The organism is Bradyrhizobium sp. USDA 223, assembly GCF_044909005.1.
GTDB lineage: Bacteria > Pseudomonadota > Alphaproteobacteria > Rhizobiales > Xanthobacteraceae > Bradyrhizobium > Bradyrhizobium yuanmingense.
The window spans coordinates 747,492-763,394 of sequence record NZ_JBIYDR010000001.1 but is presented as its reverse complement, the minus strand read 5'-3'; the positions used below and the strand labels follow the sequence as shown (position 1 = coordinate 763,394).

Sequence of the window (15,903 nt, the reverse complement as noted above, 5' to 3'; positions counted from 1 at the left end):
GCCTGGGGCTCATTTCACGGCACCGAAGGTAAGACCACGTTCAAGATGACGCTGGCCGAGGACGATCAGAACGACGGGAATGACCATGGTCACCACAAGTCCGGCGGCCATGACGGGGTAGAATTGGACGCCCGGATTGAGCAGCTTGAGAAGAGCTACCGTCACCGGCGCCCTGGTCGAGCTCAAGATCAGACCGAGCGCGAAGTTGTGCCATGCGAGCAGAAAAATGAGCAATGAGGCGCCTATCAGACCCGGCTTTAAGAGCGGCAGCACGATGTGCAGCACGATGCGGAACGGCTTTGCACCATCCATGGCGGCCGCTTCCTCGATGTCCTTCGGGATGTCTTCGATATAGGAGCGGCTCAGCCAGACGATCATCGGCAGGGTGACGACCTGGTAAACCCAGATCATCCCGAAATAGGTATCGTACAGCCCAATTCTCTGGAAAACGCTAAAGAGCGGGATGACGACCAGCAACGCCGGAGCAAAGCGGAAGCCCAGGATAAAGAAAGCGATATCTTCCTTGAAAGGTACGTCGCGCCTCGCCAGCACGTATCCGGCGGGCACTCCGACGAGCACAGAGATCGTAACGGCGCCAAACGCAATCACTACGCTGTTCGCGATCGGTGTCAGGAAATCAACCTTGATGGTACCGTAACTGGTCGCGCCGGCCTGGGCGACGTCAAAGAGGACGCGAAAGTTCTCCAGCGTTGGCGTGAATATGAACGTCGGCGGCCACGTCATGACCTCGGACTGCTGTTTGAGCGACATCATCACGATCCAGACGAGGGGAAACGTCAGGATCAGCGCGCAAGCAGCGACCAGGACATTCAGCATCAGACTGGTAGAGGTTGATCGTCTCAAACGCATTGGCGACCTCGTTCAGCTTACACGCTGCCTAACGAAGCGCCACAGCTTGACCATGGCAAACGCTCCGACGAGCACTATCAACCAATTGATTACCATGAGCGCGGCACCGCGCCCAAAGGCAAGATTCTGGAAGGCGACAATGTAGGCGCGTACCGAAAGCACGGCGGTGCTATCGCCCGGCCCTCCTTGCGTGGTCCCAAAAATGATGTCGAACTGGTTGAGGGATTCGATCAGCCGAAATACCGCGGCAATCAGAATATATGGAGCGACGAGCGGTAACTCGATATACCGGAAGGTTGCCCAACCTTTCGCGCCGTTGACCCGAGCGGCCTCCCTCACCTCGTCGTTGATGCCCTGTAGACCGGCAAAGATGATCAGTGCGAAGAAAGGCGTGTAGGTCCACACGTCGATGAGAACCAGGGAGAACATCGCCGTCGTTGGATCCGAAATCCATGCAAAGCGGCTGATCCCAACAAGCGAGAGCAAATAATTCAGAATCCCGTTTTGCGGGTCCATCATCGTCGTCCACATGAGGGCAACGCTCATCGGCGGAAGGACGAGTGGCAGCAGAATGACAGGCCGCATCAAACGTGCAAGGAACACCTCCGTGGCGAATAGCTTTGCAAGCGCAAGTCCAAATATGGCTTCTACTAGTACAGCCAATCCCGCGTAGCCGAGGGTCGCGCGAACGCTGCTCCAGAAATCTTCAGTCTTGATCAGGGCTGCATAGTTGTTGAACCCAACTAAGTGGACCAGCGGTCGTCCAAACCGGAGATCTGTAAGAGACTGAAAGATTCCGTAGAAGAACAGGAAAAGAAAGCCGAGCAGGACGACGATAGCGGGTACGACCGCGGCAATGCTCCACCAGTCGAGACGCCACTCGCCGGCACTTTTCACCGGCTCGTCCTTCGACGAGGCAAGTTGACCGGCCGTAGGCTGTAGCGTCACGGTCCCGTTAATCCCTCGAGGATCCATCACTCTAACTCTAGGATGCGAGGCGGCGGCAACTGACCTTGCCGCCCCTTTTCGGCTTCACATTGACGAGCGGATTCCCGAGGCGAGATCGGTCAGCGTCGTTTTCACATCGGCGCCATTGACCATCTTCTGCATGGCGACGGCCCAGGCGTTCATTGCTTCGGCGAATCCGACCCGCGGCGTGAAAGCGAGCGCTGCTCTGTCCTGCACGCTCTTGAACGTATCGACAAAGTTATTGAATTCGGGCTTTGCCGCATATTCCAGCCAAGCCTTGTCGCTCCATGTGGAGGCGCGCGGAGAGTTGACGAGCTTGCCGGCGACCGCGCCGTTCAACTCTACCTGCTTCGACGTTGCCCACTGGATGAACAGCCAGGCGGCACCCTTCTTCTGGGAGGCAGCATTCACCGCCAAAGACCAGATCCAGATGTTCGATTCGAAGTTCTTGCTGTTCGGAGCGTGCAATGGAGGTGCGAATGCGATCTTGCCCGAAGCGGGCTTGCCGGCCACGTTGTTCCAGAACCCGAACATATTGGAATCAATTGCCATCGCCGTACGTCCGGAGCTGATGCCATCGACCACCTGGTACCAGTTGTCGTTGGCGAAGGATGGAGCCGCACACTTCTTGATCATGTCCACATACTCTTTGTGGAAGACGATCGACTCGGGCGAGTCGAGACCTGTTTCCAGCTTTCCGTCCTTGAGGATAAAATCGTGGACTCCGTAGGACTTGGCGATCGAGATTGCGGCTGTGTGGATGCTGCTCCAAAAGCGCACGCCGCGTACGCCCAATGGCGTGATGGCAGGATTGGACGCCTTGAGTTTCTCGCAAGCGGCCGACATCTCAGGCGGCGTTGTCGGAACCTTGATCCCGTATTTGTCCAAGATGTCCTTGCGGTAAAACAGCTGGATGTTCTCGAATCCATGCGGGATGCCCCATACCTGACCGCCTCCCGGCTCGATCTGCCCTTCCTTCACTTTCCAGGTGAGTGCATTCCGCAGTGCAGGGAAGAAATCCTTGTAGTCGTAGCTGGACGCCGTTAGGTTTGGATCGTTCAGATAGCGATCGAGCGGCTCAAGCAACTGCCCTGGTGCGAGATCCCAGGCGGGCTGAATCCCCGTCCCCACAACATCCCAGCTCGGCGACTTGGTGCTCAGTTGAATGGTGAGCTTATTCCAGTACGCATCATCCGGATAAAGCTCCGGTGTCACCTTGATGCCCGTCAGCTTTTCGAATTCGGGCAACTGGGCCGCGACCGCATCCGCATATGGATGGATGTCGTATGCCCAAACAATCGATGTACCTTCGAACTGCCGCCAATTGAGGTCGTCGGCTTTGGTTGGGCTGAGTGTTCCGACCGCTCCGACCAAAAGCGTCGAGCAGATGAGAGCGTTTCTGGCAAAATTCGTCGAATGGTCGCGAAGAGCGGCGAGCTTCCTTGGCATCAATCCCTCCTCTGGGCTCTTTGGCCCGGAAATCCACGTGCCCCTTCGGTTCCAGGCCGCGGCAGGGGAAGGCTAGCCATCATTGTTTCGTCCGAGCGTCCCTTTCACTCAAAGGTTTGGGTAAGATTGAGTAAGATCAAAAGATTGGCCTCACTAAAAAGCAGCCGCCGATTGGGACAAAGGCAGACACCCGCCAGCTTCAGATAGTTGGAAGAACGGAAGAGCCCCGATAATTCAAGATCTTCCTTTGCTTTTGGCTCATAAACTGTCAGTGACTCGCCGCCCTCGGCCTTCAGCCGCGCGCTCTCGCTGGACAGCAGTTTGGCAAGCGACTGGCCTGAGGCAGGCTCGCGAAGGATGGCGTCACCAAAATGAATATTCCCGACCGGTTCTACCCCTTTCATCGATTGAAACATGCTTCCGATCAATTCGGAAGGACATGCCAGTGCCAAGTTGAATTTGCGATTGACCCAACTCCGATTTGGAATGGTAGCATTTGACTGAACCACGCGAGTTCGGGTTGCTCTTCGAGAGTGGCGGTGGAATTTCGCGATCTACGCTGGACAATCACCGTTTCTCAGCATCGAAGCCTGCGCCAAGCCGAGGGCACTCCGAATCCAACAGTGGACGCTGAGTCGCTGATTGCGCAACTTCGAACACAACGTGGGTAGCACCCTCTTGGAGCGCACCAACGGCGGCACGGGACCAATTATCCAAGGTCAGGAATTCCTCAATGCTGCCCGGTGTATCGTCGACGATCCGGAGCACTGACCGCTCGCCTCAATATCCATTCGCGCAGCGAGAACGGCCGATTGATCACCGGCGTTCACACTTCCCTCTTGGCCGGCAATCTGCGGGCCACGCTCCTCGAGCACCGGCGGCGCTAATTTCGATTCTCATCTAGTCGACCGAGCGAGAGTCCAACTGATCTCCGATCTCATCAGTCCTGCAATTGATATTGCTTTCGTAGCAGAGCCCAATCCAATCGGTCTGGAGCGAACGCGTTGTCCCCGCTGTCCCGAGAACCATCCATTTAGGGCGCACAATGTGGTTCATTGGGGGGAGTTGAGGATTGAGACGCTCTTGTTGCCACGGCACGGAGCGGGATCGGAATTCTATAAGCTGCTCATCAGCAAACTGGGGAGTACCGATGCATGCCTGGGGCTGCGCGATGATGTGGCGCTCGACCGGCTGCTCACGTTGGTTGGCGCAGGCTGGGGTGCCCTGCTGGCTTTGGGAGGTGCGACCGCCGCTGCCTATCCAGGTGTCTCCTTCCGACAGGCCCATCATGCCGGGCTGCTGCCGGTTGGATAGACACCGAGATTAGGTGTGTCTGAAGCCGGAGATGGGCGGTGAAAAGACGGAAGTTTCAATCGTGAGTTCAAGATCGAGGCGGTGAAGCTGGTCAGGGAGCGTGGGTGTTTCGGTGGCGCAGGCTGAGCGCGACCTGGATGTTCATGAGAGCGTTCTGCGCGAGCGGGTGAAGGCGTTGGGCTCCGATCCAGTGCAGGCCTTTCCCGGCCACGGGCAGATGAAGCCGGCAGCAGGAGATCGATCGGTTGCGCCGTGAGGTCGCCAAATTGAAGGCCAAGCGGGATATCCTAAAAAAGGCCCGCAGCCTTCTCGCGGAGGAAGCGACATGAAGTTCGTTTTCATCGCAAAGCACCGGGCGGTCTGGCCGGTGGAACGGCTACGCGATGCGCTGAGGGTTTCGCGCTCGGGCTTCCATGCCTGGCTGAACCGCTCTCCCAGCGCCACATCCCGCGGCGACGAAGAGCTCGGCGCCAGGCGGTCAGTTCGCGCAACGATCCAGCGACGGCTGCCCGCAGAGCGGCTTCAACCGGTCTGCCTGGTCACGCCCAACACGAGCGATCGGCGCCTCGCCAAGTCGTGTCGTAGGTACGCACGTTCGCCACCTTACGTTCCCACTTGGCGAGATGCGCCTCGAATGCCTCCTAGCCCGCGAAGGAACGCCCGCGAGCGCGTTCTTCTTCAAGTCGCCGATGCCATTCTCCGTCTTGCCTTCGTGTACGCCCGACACGGCGCACAGGCGCGAGGACAGAAGCCCAATGCTTCGCGAGCGCGATGAACTTGCGGCTAAACTGAATCGACTCTTCGCGGCTCGAAACGCACCGACATGCAGCCGCCGCGAATGCCCAGGCGTCGCCAGATACGAATGCCTTGATCTACACCTCCCCGATCTCGACTAGACGCTCGCCGACGTCCATCTGCCGCTGCCCGTCTCGAAACCGCGTCGTCGCCAGCGCTTCGGCCTTCAGCACCTAACGATAGGGCTGCACGGCAGGGTTGCCACGTTCGCGGGCTGACAGCCACGCCTTTTCCGACCAACAGGTCCTGGCGCACCAGATCCGCATCGCCGCCGTGCCGAATGAACCTCTTGCGCAGCCTACCCTCGAGTCCATGGAGCCATTTCCGGCGCTCAGGCGACCGCCGCCCGCCGCCACGTAGTCCTTCACCGTAATGCCCGTCGCCCAGCTGTGGCGCAATCCGCTTCAGACCCCACCCGCACGCCACTTGGCGCAACATCTCCACCACATCATTCGATGTCTTCATCAGCTCCCCCGGTGGATCAATCCGGACGAGCCTTCCGTCGTTCGTTCTCGTTCCTTCGCTCTCTCCCGCGCTATCCAAGCAGGGGCAATTTCTCGTGATGCCGAGGGCCAGTTTTCCAGGGTCCGCGACGCGCTTCCCATGATCAGCCTACGGTCGCTCTCGATAGTCGACTGTTGCGTTCTCCAGCTTCTACTTGAGAGGGCACATCGGATGCCGGCGGCGGTCTCGCGCCTTGCGTGCCAGAACGTTCCCTCTCGATAAACGTATTGCAAACTCTCGCCGAAAACATACGCCCAGATGTCAGAACTCTTACAAATTGTCTGTGACCACTCGATGCAGCCGTGAAATCGCAAACAATTCTCCAACTCGACTGGCCTCAATTTTGCTCTGCACCTCGCGCGGCACCTACTAATCGGCTCTTTGCGATGAGATCAGCGTCCCCTAACGGTGGAACAGATGTGAACTTGGGGTTTCGAGCGTTGATGGAAGTCCCCGCGAGCAGTGCCTTGGGCGGTGACTACGTACCCGCATACTTCCGAAGCGGCTCTGATCACTTCAAAATCATGGAGGCACTATGCGCATCTGCGGTATCAAGCTGACGCATGACGGAGCTGTCGCTCTCGTCGAGGACGAACGGCTTATCTTTTGTATCGAGCAGGAAAAGCGTACCAACAACCCTCGGTATCAAACGATCGACAATCTCGATGCAATCGTCCTTGCCTTGGCGGAACACGGCCTGCATCCAGGGAAAGTTGATCAGTTCGTCGTCGACGGCTGGGTAGGCAAGCGCGAGTCGCAATTCCGGGTCCTCAGCGGGACAGCACCCATCGCCCTCAAAGGCGGTCCCTATGTTGAAAAGGACGCAGTGAGCGTCCTTGCTTCACATGAGGGCTTTGGTCTTAGACTCGACGGCGCGGACTATCCATACATAAGTTTTCCACATGTGACGAGCCACGTGGCCGCCGCATATTGCACCAGCCCCTTTGCCAAAGCTGGGCAGCCCGCTTTCTGCCTTTTATGGGATGGCGGCACATTTCCACGTCTCTATCACGTAGAACGCAGGAGCGCTCGATTCGTCGAATGTCTTTTCCCTATGATCGGGCACGTCTATGCCGCTGCGGGCCTTCACTTTGGACCATACAAGCAGGTGAAGCGCGCCAACTGGGACTTGGGTGATCCCGGCAAGCTAGACCCCGGCGGTGCGGGCAAACTCAATTTAGGTGTTGCCGGGAAACTGATGGCCTATATCGCGCTCGGGTCTGTTAATGAAGACATTGTCGCGGTCTTTCAAGATCTCTATCATAAGGTCTTCGCGGCTGAGACGAACCTTGCCAGCTACCGCACGGACGTTCCGAGCATGGAGTCCGCACTTGCGACCACGCATGAGTTCTTTGATGCTAGCGCGCGTCGCTTGGAGACTTCGTCCCCCGAGGATGTGCTCGCATCCTTTCATTGCTTCCTCGAACGTCTGCTCGTCCAGGAGATTTCGAATGCAATACAGCGCCATTCGGACTTTTCAGCACGCAATCTGTGCATTACTGGTGGCTGCGGTCTCAATATCAAATGGAATAGCGCGTTACGGGCGGCAGGCCTGTTCGATGCTATCTGGGTGCCCCCGTTCCCAAATGACAGCGGCTCCGCAATCGGTGCGGCTTGTTGTGCGATGGTGGCGGATAAAGGTTTCGCGCCCTTAGATTGGTCGGTGTATAGTGGGCCGGCCTTGGAACATTGTGATGTACCACCAGAATGGAGGTCCACGCCGTGCAGCTTGCATGAGCTTGCTACCATCCTCGCGAGCAACAAGCCGGTGGTTTTTCTTTCCGGCCGCGCCGAGCTCGGACCTCGCGCATTGGGCAGCCGAAGCATTCTCGCAGCCCCAACATCATCGAGAATGAAAGATCATCTCAACGACATCAAACTTCGCGAACACTTCAGACCAGTGGCGCCGATCTGCTTGGAGGATCGTGCGCCCGATATCTTTGATCCTGGAACGCGGGACCCTTACATGCTTTTTGATCACGAGACGAGAGCAGAGTGGCGAGACAGAATCCCGGCCATTGTACATCTCGACGGCTCTGCGCGGCTACAGACGATTTGCAGAACCTCTCAGCACAAAGTCGCCGAGCTTCTAATCGAATACGAAAAGCTGACTGGCATTCCGCTGCTTTGCAATACAAGCGCCAACCACCATGGCCGTGGATTCTTCCCAAGTGTCGCAGCGGCTTGCGAGTGGGGGCGCGTTGATCACGTATGGTGCGATGGTACGATGTGGACGAAAGCCCCGTAGGCGAGTCACTGGGAGCTAACAAGGTTGTTCACGCCAAACGGTTGACTTACGGACGCATGAAGTCTTACTACGCGGATTGTTGTTGACGTTCCAGCAGAAGCGCGCTCCTGCCAGTTAGTAAGGGAATTCACGCTCATTGGAGAGCACTAGCCAGTCGTCCGTTAAGAAGCCGTATTGAGCTTGGCTGGACATGCGGTCGCCGTAGGGGTCCCACGGCGCGGCCAGGAATTCTCTGAGAGGCGTCAACGCCGCGGAGGTTGTTGCGGACAGCCGAGAGGAGCACGTTGGCACCCTCGCCGGCCCGTCATTTGAGCTAGCCGCGCCTGGATGACCTCGGCCTCCGGTGACCTGATGATGATGGAGGAGCGTGACGCAGCTCTGGATTGATGATGCAGAATCTGGCCCGAGATGAAGACCCCGGCTTGAATTTTGCGCAATGCGGCCGACCTACCATTGCCGACATGCGCCCGCTCGATCGACAGAGGCGGCAAGCACTTCAGTGCGGACGATAGCGTCCGCAACGCGCGACCATCACAGGGATGGCCGAGTGGCCCTCTGGCGCGTGGCAGGAACCAGTCATATCTCTGACCGATCGCTTCATTGGAGCCTCGATCAGGAGCCGTGATCGCCAGAAGCTGCGGCGGCTCTCGGGTTCAATTTCACAATCCAAGCGACTCTCGGTCTTAAGGCCACCGGCACTACCCACGCCGCCATTTCATGGCCTGAGGCTGTTATTCATATCGATGTCTTCCGTGTGATGAGATCGGACTTATGGTTCTTCAAGCCTAAGGCTATTCAGCGCTTGGACGATACGCTTCAGTCCGATAGCCACTGCTTCAGGCGGACTGCCGAAGGAGAGACGCAGGCCGTTGACGTCGCCAAACGTGTCACCGGCAACGCATCCTACGTTAGTTTCTTTCAGAAGCCGCCGCGCAATATCATTCGTCGCTCCAATTCGACCGTCGGCCTGCAAAGCTGATGCAAGCCTATTCAGATCGAGGTAGAAGAAGAACGCACCATCGGCGCGAGGCGGGGCTACGTCACGTAAATCAGAAAGAATGTGAAGACCAATGTCGCGAGCGCTGACCAGCCAGTTGTATGTCTCCCGCTCAACATGGCCCTCGGTTACTTTAAGGTGGTAAAGAGCAGCCTCCTGGACGGCTGGACTTGGAGTTGTCCCTGCACGACTCTGAAGCTTTCCCACAGCTCGCGCGATAGGCGCGGACGCCGCCAAATAACCCAAGCGAAATCGAGCCATTGCTAGGCACTTTGAACGTGGACTGACGATGATTGTCCGCGACCGTACGCCAGGGTGGACGGTGACGATCGATTCGTGGCGATGGAAACCAGTGAATACGAAACTAGAGTAGCACTCATCCGAAATGATCCATATCCGGAGTTCGATAGCGAGCTCGCCGATATTGTGCAGTGTTGTTCGGTTGTAGACTGCGCCAGTCGGATTGTTAGGGGAATGAATAATTATAGCTCTCGTTCGTGGTGTGACAGCAGCTCGAATAGAGCTGACATCAGGAGTATATCTTGGTCGTTGAGCATCGACGAACACTGGTACTGCGCCAAGGGCAAGAATCAGAGGAGGGACCTCCGGCTGCCAGGGGCGAATAATGATAACCTCATCGCCCCCCTTCAGGACGGCCAAGGCAGCATAGAGCCGTGCTTTGTTTGAACCTGCAGTGATTACGATCTCTTCCGCTGTCCACTCAATGCCTGTTTGGGCGGCGAGCCTTTTGGCGACAGCTTTCCGGAGCGGCATGAGGCCGGTAGGATCGAAGTAGCCGCTCGGCCGTGAATTGACCGGCTCCATTGTCTTTTCGCGCGCTGATAAGAGTGGCTGGACGATTTCGTCATTCCCTAGATCGATGAATCGGCCTCCGATAGCGGCAGACCCCGTAACCACGTACTGGTCACCGGGCATATACTTTCTAGAACTGAACGATGTCGAGCGCGACAGCATAGTGTGACCTCCTGCAGTCGTCGAAACTGATGGGAGTGAACCAAGACACGCGAACGCCTTTATCTTAGTGGTTTGGCAAACCGGCCACACTCGGCGCGGTTGAAAGGTTCACGCAAAACGGCACATTTTTCCTCCATCACCGGCAGCCTTGTTGTCGCGGCTCACAGTCCGATAAGATGAGAGACAGCGTGACGAACTTTCCGCGGCGGCACCGGACTTCTCCGAGGCAGGCGAGACAAATTGTGCCGAACACTAAATAGTGTGATCATTGATCCGACTGTCGTTGCACAAAGCGCCAGCCTGTCTTCGCCCGCGAAGGAACAAGGTTCTGCCCTCCTCGAAGTTGCTGAGCTTTTCGCGCAAATGAGATTGCGCACGATTACACAGCATCAACACCTTGTGGATTGTGTAACTACCAGGGTTACGCTGCCCCGCCTCGGCAGGGCCCGTCGAGGATGACACAATGCAGCTCGCCTTCTATGCTACGCTTGTAGACGGTGCCTGGTCTTGCGTCTCACTGAGAAATGCCATGCACTATTCCGCTGATCAATCGCCATTATTAGTAGTTGATCCGGCCAGCGTCGACGACGTGCGTCCAGGGCTCGCTTCGGTCGATGCAATCAAACACTATGTCGTGGTGATGGCAAAGATGCCATGTTCGAGTTGAATAGAAACGACACTTACAATGGCGTGAGTTGGATGGTCTCACTCCATCGCGCCAAAGATTAACGAAGCCGATCTGATCGACATTCCACCGCCCGGCTCAGACCAGCGCTCGTGTATATCAAGTCCGACTGCCTTATCTCGATTTCTCACCTATGCGAGAAAAGAACATCACCAGTGCCGCAATTGGACTTCTCAACCGATATCCCCCGGAGCCGCTAACACGATCCATTCCTAACTGCGCCCGCCGAAAGCTATCGCCACATCGCGCAAGATAAGCTCTAGAGTGTCTCGCATTTTGACGGAGGCATAACCGGCGTTGGCGAGGTCGCTTGCGCATTCGCGAGACAGAATACCCTCGATGAGGTGACCGATGTAGCGTCAAGTGTCCTCGATGGTGCGGTTCTGCGCTTGCCGCAAACAGTGTTTGGTCTTTGGAGAATGCCTGTTCGATCAGGTTGAGGTCTGGCGGGTATAGCGGAAAGTACCAGAGCCTGCCGTCGCAGCCTGGATCATCTGCCTGACGACTTGTGGCTTCCGAGAAACATCGAGACTTGACGGTGTCGCCTTCGCTCAGGGTTCGTAGGAGACGTGCTTGACATAAGCAAGCGCACCAGGAATCACCCTTGATCGGGCCGTCGTTCCGTCCACCAGATAGCCCTCATCAAGCATCTGCCAGTGATAGTCCCAGCCTTCGGACCTTCCCCCGCCCGTCACCAGCGTAGCCGATGTTCGACCGAAATAGTGAGCGTGAGCGCGGCCGACTTTTCGTGACGCGAAGAGACCGCTCCAGATGCATTTGGACCGTTCGAGCGAACGACATGAACATGCGCTAGCCTTCTCTGCACACCGTCTTGGGTGCCTTTCATCGGTCTAGATCTGCTCTTGCTCGGTATTGACGAGACACGGCGGCACCTTTTCCTCGTCATCTCTGCCGATGCTTGCTCGAAAAAAACGAAATGCCGCCGACATTAAAGACCTGCTGGGATGTCGTGACTCCCATTTTTGATCCTGGGTCTTGCGTGAAGACCGCCTCGGCTCACTGCAAAATCGAACGCACAAGTGGCAAATCAGAAAGCCTCGGGCGGCTTGCACATGTCCGAGGAAACTGCCTGGCACCCGAGCTCGCGGCAGACTTTGTCTCTGGGCTCCGGAGGGCGCCGCCCTGCGTGGTGCTTTTCGTACGACCTTGTACCATCTCCGACAAAATGTCTGGACCTGAACGACCCATAGTAATCGTTGCCCGCCTAAGATGGCACTTATCCCAATTCTTCGCGATCTCGAGGTGGCGAAGCAATGGTACGACGCTTGCTTAAGGATGAAGCGAAGTCCCGGCTTCATAAGCACATTAGGCATGGAAACGACCCGCCAGATCGGCTCCTTAAAAAATTGGGTGACTATATGTCCGGTGTCGCCGGTGCGTTTCTCTGCTCTTCAACCGAACCATCGCCGCGTGTTGTAAATCAGTTGAAGACTATGATTCCGACACTTGCACTCCGTGGGCAAGCAGGTGTCGTAGTCGCTGCTTTCATGCAAGAGCGTGGGATCCGATATGGAAGGGCATTTCAATCGGCCGATAATTCAGTACGCATTGACTGCATCGAACAAGATCCGCGCTTTCGGCCTCATGTTGCAATCGCGCAGATCCGTAGCAGATCCTGTGGATCTGGAGGTGATGGCGATATGCAGCCAATTCCCGCCGGTACAGGCACCAGCGGCTATTTTGCAATTTCTCTGGATGGTGCTTTTGTCAATGCTGATGAACTAAGGGACGAATTATTGGCGCACGAGCAACTGACAGACGCCAACACAGACTCCGATCTCTTGCTAAAGTGGATTGAACGCTTTTGTGAACGAGACTACTGGCGCCACGGTTTACCCGCAAACTACGAGGCCATCTTTCGCGAAATTGATGATCGTGTCGACGGCGCCATCAGCGCGCTCTTGATAGATAGGGACGGAAATCTTGTTGCATACCGCAGTCGAAGTGGTTTGCGACCATTGGAGACTATGCGCACGGACAACGGATTTTTGCTCTTTGCCTCTGAGAATTGTGCCTTCGCCGGCTTGAAAGGTAAGACCCAGCAGCTCTTGCCTGGGAGCATACAGCGTGTGGACGCGAAGACGGGCGACAGCGTTGACCATGCCCTGAACAGCCGACGATATAGGGCCAAACTCTGCGCCTACGAAACTCTTTATTTGGGAAGTCCGAACACGTCGGTCGAGGGCCATTCACATCTTCATACCCGTTACAACATCGGGCTCGCCTTGGGGAGAATCGTTGCCGAGCGAGTTCAAGCAGAGCCACTCGTGACGCCGCCAATCGTGTCCTCCATGCCAAATACTGGGGGGCCGTACGCCGATGGTCTGTTTGACTCTCTCGCCGAACAGGGCGTGCTCGCCGAGCGTGATGACGTAGTGGCAACGCACTTTCTGGAGCGAACGCTCCTCGGCAGACCCAGGGGCCGGCAAGCTCGTATCGCTCAGAAGTATCGGGTGTCGGAACCTGCCGTCGCTAGACGGACCATAGTAGTCGTCGACGAGGCACTCATTCGAGGCGATACCAGCCAAGCCGTCACAACAATGCTCCTTGCCGCCGGAGCCAGAGCCGTACATTGGGCGATCGGTTCGCCACCTATAGTTGCTCCAAACTACTACGGCATGGGTATTGAAACGCTAGATGAGCTCGCATTCTGGCAGGCATTGAAGCGACTGCCGCCTGAACTGCGCGCCCAGTGCCTTCGCTTCCACAGGATGGACTTGCCAGTCCTCAGAACCATTGAAAGCAACATTGCGACAGCGATCCAAGCAGCGACAATAACTTATCTGCCCTTCCGCGCCCTAGTATCCGTACTGGCCGACAGGCTAGAGGGCATCGATTTGTCACCCTTCACGTTCGAGATGCCGACCCCCGCTGGACGGCAGCGCGCGGACAGAAGCTTGGAGGCGTTGCTGGCCGCTCTTCCTGTTAATCCTTGTCTGGGGTCAGGATCATGAAACCCGCCCTCGTATTTGACTGGAACGGAACACTGCTCGATGACACGTACGCGCTGCTCGAAACGACCAATGTAATTTTGGGCCATTTTGGTCATCCGCGCATCGATATAGACACCTTTCGAGAGCATTGTGATGTCCCCCTCTCTCGTCTCTTTCGTAGCCTTGGAATGTCGCAGGAGGAGATTGCGGCAGTAGAGCGTGACGAGGGCGCACTGTTCCACGACACATACGAGCCTCTTGCGGAAAAAGCCGATTTACGTGAGGGGGCGCGCAGAGTGTTCGAGTTAGCGCGCCGGGAATCCGCTCTACTCATCATCGTTAGCAACCATATAGTCGTGCCTCTACAATCCCAGCTGAGGAGACTTGGAGTTGATAACTACATCACCGATGTGCTCGCCTTTGAAAGCCGCGCCACGCAGTACAAATCGATGAGCAAAGGAGAGCGGCTTCGCCTTTATATGCACAGGTACAACCTGAATCCGTCCTCAACCTTCATCATCGGCGATATGCCCGTCGAGACTGATATTGCGCGCAATCTCGGGCTGACAAGCATATCCATTACAGGTGGATTTGTTTCGGCGGCGCGCCTGGAAGCCGCGCGTCCAGATTACACCATCAACAACCATCACGAGCTATTGCCCATCCTACAAAGGCATGGCTTTTTTCGGAATGCTAAATCATGAGCAAGGGATCATCAGCATGCGCCTCTCCCAATACGATCAAGCAGAGCATAGGCCTAATCGGAGCTGGGCGCATGGGAACAGGTATAGGCATCAGCCTATTACGTCGCCAATGCGAGCTCTATATCAAAGCCAACAAGAACCGGTGTGGTGCTGATCGTCTAACTCGTGCAGGGGCCCGCGAACATACTTCGATCGCTGAGTTGGCGCAGCATGTAGGCGTCGTCATTTTGTCCTTACCATCCAGCCGTGAAGTTGAGGCGGTGTGCCTGGAGCAAGATGGACTGTTTGTCCATATGTCCCAAGGCGGTTTGATAATCGATTGCACGACCTCTTACCCTGCTTCGACGATTGCATTGGCCAAAACAGCCGAAAAGCTAGGTCTAAGCTTTATTGATGCACCGGTAACACGGAGCCCCGAACAAGCGGAACTCGGCCTTCTCAACGCGATGGTTGGCTCGGATCCAAAGCTCTTTCCTATCGTTGAACGCATTCTCGCTGCATTTTGCGAGACCGTTATGCATGCTGGAGATGTTGGAGACGGCCACAAGCTCAAGCTTGTTTACAACAGCATGACTATGGGCATAGCTGCGGTCGCCGCTGAGGTCTGCCAATTTGCTAATAGTCTTGAGATGGATCTTGTAACCCTCCGCTCTTTGGTCGGACGCGGCTCCACAAACAGCGGGATATTCCAAGCTTTCGCGGCCTTTCTGCTGGGTGAGAAACCAGATGTATTGGCAATCTCTATTGCGAATTCTGCAAAGGATATTGAGTGTGCTGTGCGCCTAGCGCGGGAGAGTGCCGTTTCCGTGCCGGTGCTCGGCGCTGCCGCCGAGAAATTGAACCTCTCGGTTGCGGCGGGTAAAGGTGAACTGACCCTACCGCATTTGGCTCGATCGTAAACTCTTACGTAAGAGCGCGAGCAATGCTACTTTCTCACGTTGCGGGTTCGTGTGTCGTTGTGCGCAATTCCCAACCGTGAGCGATGATCTTGCAAAGCTTGAGCGTAAGCTTGAAAGCGGGGCGGTGGCATCATGGGTACGCATCCGGCGACGGCCCCCGGCTGGGCCGTTTTGGCGGAAGGCTAATGGAGCTTAAGCGGCGTGAGCGACGATTTGGGGCTGCCAATTCTAAGGCAGCAGTTCGTCAATGTGCTTGGAGGGTGATCCGGCAGGGTGCCAGCACGTCGGCAAGTTAAGCCTGTGGGTCGATGTCATTGAGCTTGGCGGTGGCGATGAGGCTGTAGATGGCAGCCGCGCGCCGGCCGCCCTCATCGGACCCGGCGAAGGTCCAATTTTTTCGCCCCACGGCGACCGCCCGTAGCTCACGTTCAGCAGCATTGTTAAAGGGCATGATGTTTTCAGCGCTCAAACCCGGTGGAGAGGACTGGTCGTCCGGATTAGTCTGTCGAAGCCGGGATAGGGGCGCTGGAGCACGAAACG

Annotated in this window: 11 protein-coding genes and 2 pseudogenes; 6 read left to right on the top strand and 7 right to left on the bottom strand. The window is 56.6% G+C overall.

The features are described from left to right. Positions 1-9: 9 nt before the first annotated feature. From ABIA40_RS03075 to ABIA40_RS03055, 5 genes are all read right to left on the bottom strand, one after another. Positions 10-837 carry a carbohydrate ABC transporter permease gene (locus tag ABIA40_RS03075; protein ID WP_225133364.1) on the bottom strand — a complete coding sequence of 276 codons (828 nt, stop codon included), beginning with the start codon at positions 835-837 and terminating at the stop codon, positions 10-12. A gap of 45 nt (positions 838-882) precedes the next feature. After that, entirely contained in the window at positions 883-1,818 is a 936-nt protein-coding gene (locus ABIA40_RS03070; RefSeq protein WP_404539025.1) for a carbohydrate ABC transporter permease, read from the bottom strand. Positions 1,819-1,902: 84 nt separating this feature from the next. Continuing rightward, a complete protein-coding gene (locus tag ABIA40_RS03065) occupies positions 1,903-3,288 on the bottom strand; it encodes an ABC transporter substrate-binding protein (protein WP_404539023.1) in 1,386 nt (461 codons plus the stop codon). 104 nt (positions 3,289-3,392) lie between these two features. Next, on the bottom strand, positions 3,393-3,704 hold the full coding sequence (locus ABIA40_RS03060) for a hypothetical protein (protein WP_036008294.1): 312 nt from the start codon (positions 3,702-3,704) through the stop codon (positions 3,393-3,395). A 484-nt stretch (positions 3,705-4,188) separates the two neighbouring features. Continuing rightward, entirely contained in the window at positions 4,189-4,578 is a 390-nt protein-coding gene (locus ABIA40_RS03055; protein ID WP_225187131.1) for a hypothetical protein, read from the bottom strand. Between the two features lie 96 nt (positions 4,579-4,674). Here ABIA40_RS03055 and ABIA40_RS03050 point away from each other — a divergent pair. Continuing rightward, positions 4,675-5,068, top strand: a pseudogene (locus tag ABIA40_RS03050) (transposase); the annotation flags it as partial. A gap of 1,368 nt (positions 5,069-6,436) precedes the next feature. Further along, the gene (gene nodU, locus ABIA40_RS03045) at positions 6,437-8,149 is read left to right on the top strand and encodes a nodulation protein NodU (RefSeq protein WP_404539018.1); all 1,713 of its coding nucleotides are present in this window, start codon (positions 6,437-6,439) and stop codon (positions 8,147-8,149) included. 769 nt (positions 8,150-8,918) lie between these two features. On the opposite strand, the gene ABIA40_RS03040 is transcribed toward nodU, so the two are convergent. Further along, the gene (locus ABIA40_RS03040) at positions 8,919-10,121 is read right to left on the bottom strand and encodes a pyridoxal phosphate-dependent aminotransferase (protein ID WP_404539015.1); all 1,203 of its coding nucleotides are present in this window, start codon (positions 10,119-10,121) and stop codon (positions 8,919-8,921) included. Positions 10,122-10,584: 463 nt separating this feature from the next. On the opposite strand from ABIA40_RS03040, the gene ABIA40_RS03035 reads away from it, so the two are divergent. The 4 genes from ABIA40_RS03035 to ABIA40_RS03020 all read left to right on the top strand — a co-directional run bounded on the left by ABIA40_RS03035 (position 10,585) and on the right by ABIA40_RS03020 (position 15,363). Beyond that, on the top strand, positions 10,585-10,788 hold the full coding sequence (locus tag ABIA40_RS03035; RefSeq protein ID WP_404539012.1) for a hypothetical protein: 204 nt from the start codon (positions 10,585-10,587) through the stop codon (positions 10,786-10,788). Between the two features lie 1,292 nt (positions 10,789-12,080). Next, positions 12,081-13,781, top strand: a complete 1,701-nt coding sequence (locus tag ABIA40_RS03030; RefSeq protein ID WP_370157822.1) for a hypothetical protein — start codon at positions 12,081-12,083, stop codon at positions 13,779-13,781. Then, positions 13,778-14,464 carry an HAD family hydrolase gene (locus tag ABIA40_RS03025; protein WP_225125220.1) on the top strand — a complete coding sequence of 229 codons (687 nt, stop codon included), beginning with the start codon at positions 13,778-13,780 and terminating at the stop codon, positions 14,462-14,464. The genes ABIA40_RS03030 and ABIA40_RS03025 overlap by 4 nt, the downstream gene beginning before the upstream one ends. Beyond that, the gene (locus ABIA40_RS03020; RefSeq protein ID WP_404539008.1) at positions 14,461-15,363 is read left to right on the top strand and encodes an NAD(P)-dependent oxidoreductase; all 903 of its coding nucleotides are present in this window, start codon (positions 14,461-14,463) and stop codon (positions 15,361-15,363) included. Before ABIA40_RS03025 ends, ABIA40_RS03020 begins: the two co-directional genes overlap by 4 nt. A gap of 228 nt (positions 15,364-15,591) precedes the next feature. On the opposite strand, the pseudogene ABIA40_RS03015 reads toward ABIA40_RS03020, so the two are convergent. Further along, positions 15,592-15,805 (bottom strand): annotated as a pseudogene (locus ABIA40_RS03015) (transposase domain-containing protein); the annotation flags it as partial. Positions 15,806-15,903 lie beyond the last annotated feature (98 nt).

Bases quoted from the DNA above. Each gene is read 5' to 3' on its own strand.
- ABIA40_RS03030 (WP_370157822.1), top strand. From the start codon at position 12,081: ATGGTACGACGCTTGCTTAAGGATGAAGCGAAGTCCCGGCTTCATAAG.
- ABIA40_RS03040 (WP_404539015.1), bottom strand. From the start codon at position 10,121: ATGCTGTCGCGCTCGACATCGTTCAGTTCTAGAAAGTATATGCCCGGT.
- ABIA40_RS03075 (WP_225133364.1), bottom strand. From the start codon at position 837: ATGCTGAATGTCCTGGTCGCTGCTTGCGCGCTGATCCTGACGTTTCCC.
- ABIA40_RS03025 (WP_225125220.1), top strand. From the start codon at position 13,778: ATGAAACCCGCCCTCGTATTTGACTGGAACGGAACACTGCTCGATGAC.
- nodU (WP_404539018.1), top strand. From the start codon at position 6,437: ATGCGCATCTGCGGTATCAAGCTGACGCATGACGGAGCTGTCGCTCTC.
- ABIA40_RS03035 (WP_404539012.1), top strand. From the start codon at position 10,585: ATGCAGCTCGCCTTCTATGCTACGCTTGTAGACGGTGCCTGGTCTTGC.
- ABIA40_RS03060 (WP_036008294.1), bottom strand. From the start codon at position 3,704: ATGTTTCAATCGATGAAAGGGGTAGAACCGGTCGGGAATATTCATTTT.
- ABIA40_RS03065 (WP_404539023.1), bottom strand. From the start codon at position 3,288: ATGCCAAGGAAGCTCGCCGCTCTTCGCGACCATTCGACGAATTTTGCC.
- ABIA40_RS03020 (WP_404539008.1), top strand. From the start codon at position 14,461: ATGAGCAAGGGATCATCAGCATGCGCCTCTCCCAATACGATCAAGCAG.
- ABIA40_RS03055 (WP_225187131.1), bottom strand. From the start codon at position 4,578: ATGATGGGCCTGTCGGAAGGAGACACCTGGATAGGCAGCGGCGGTCGC.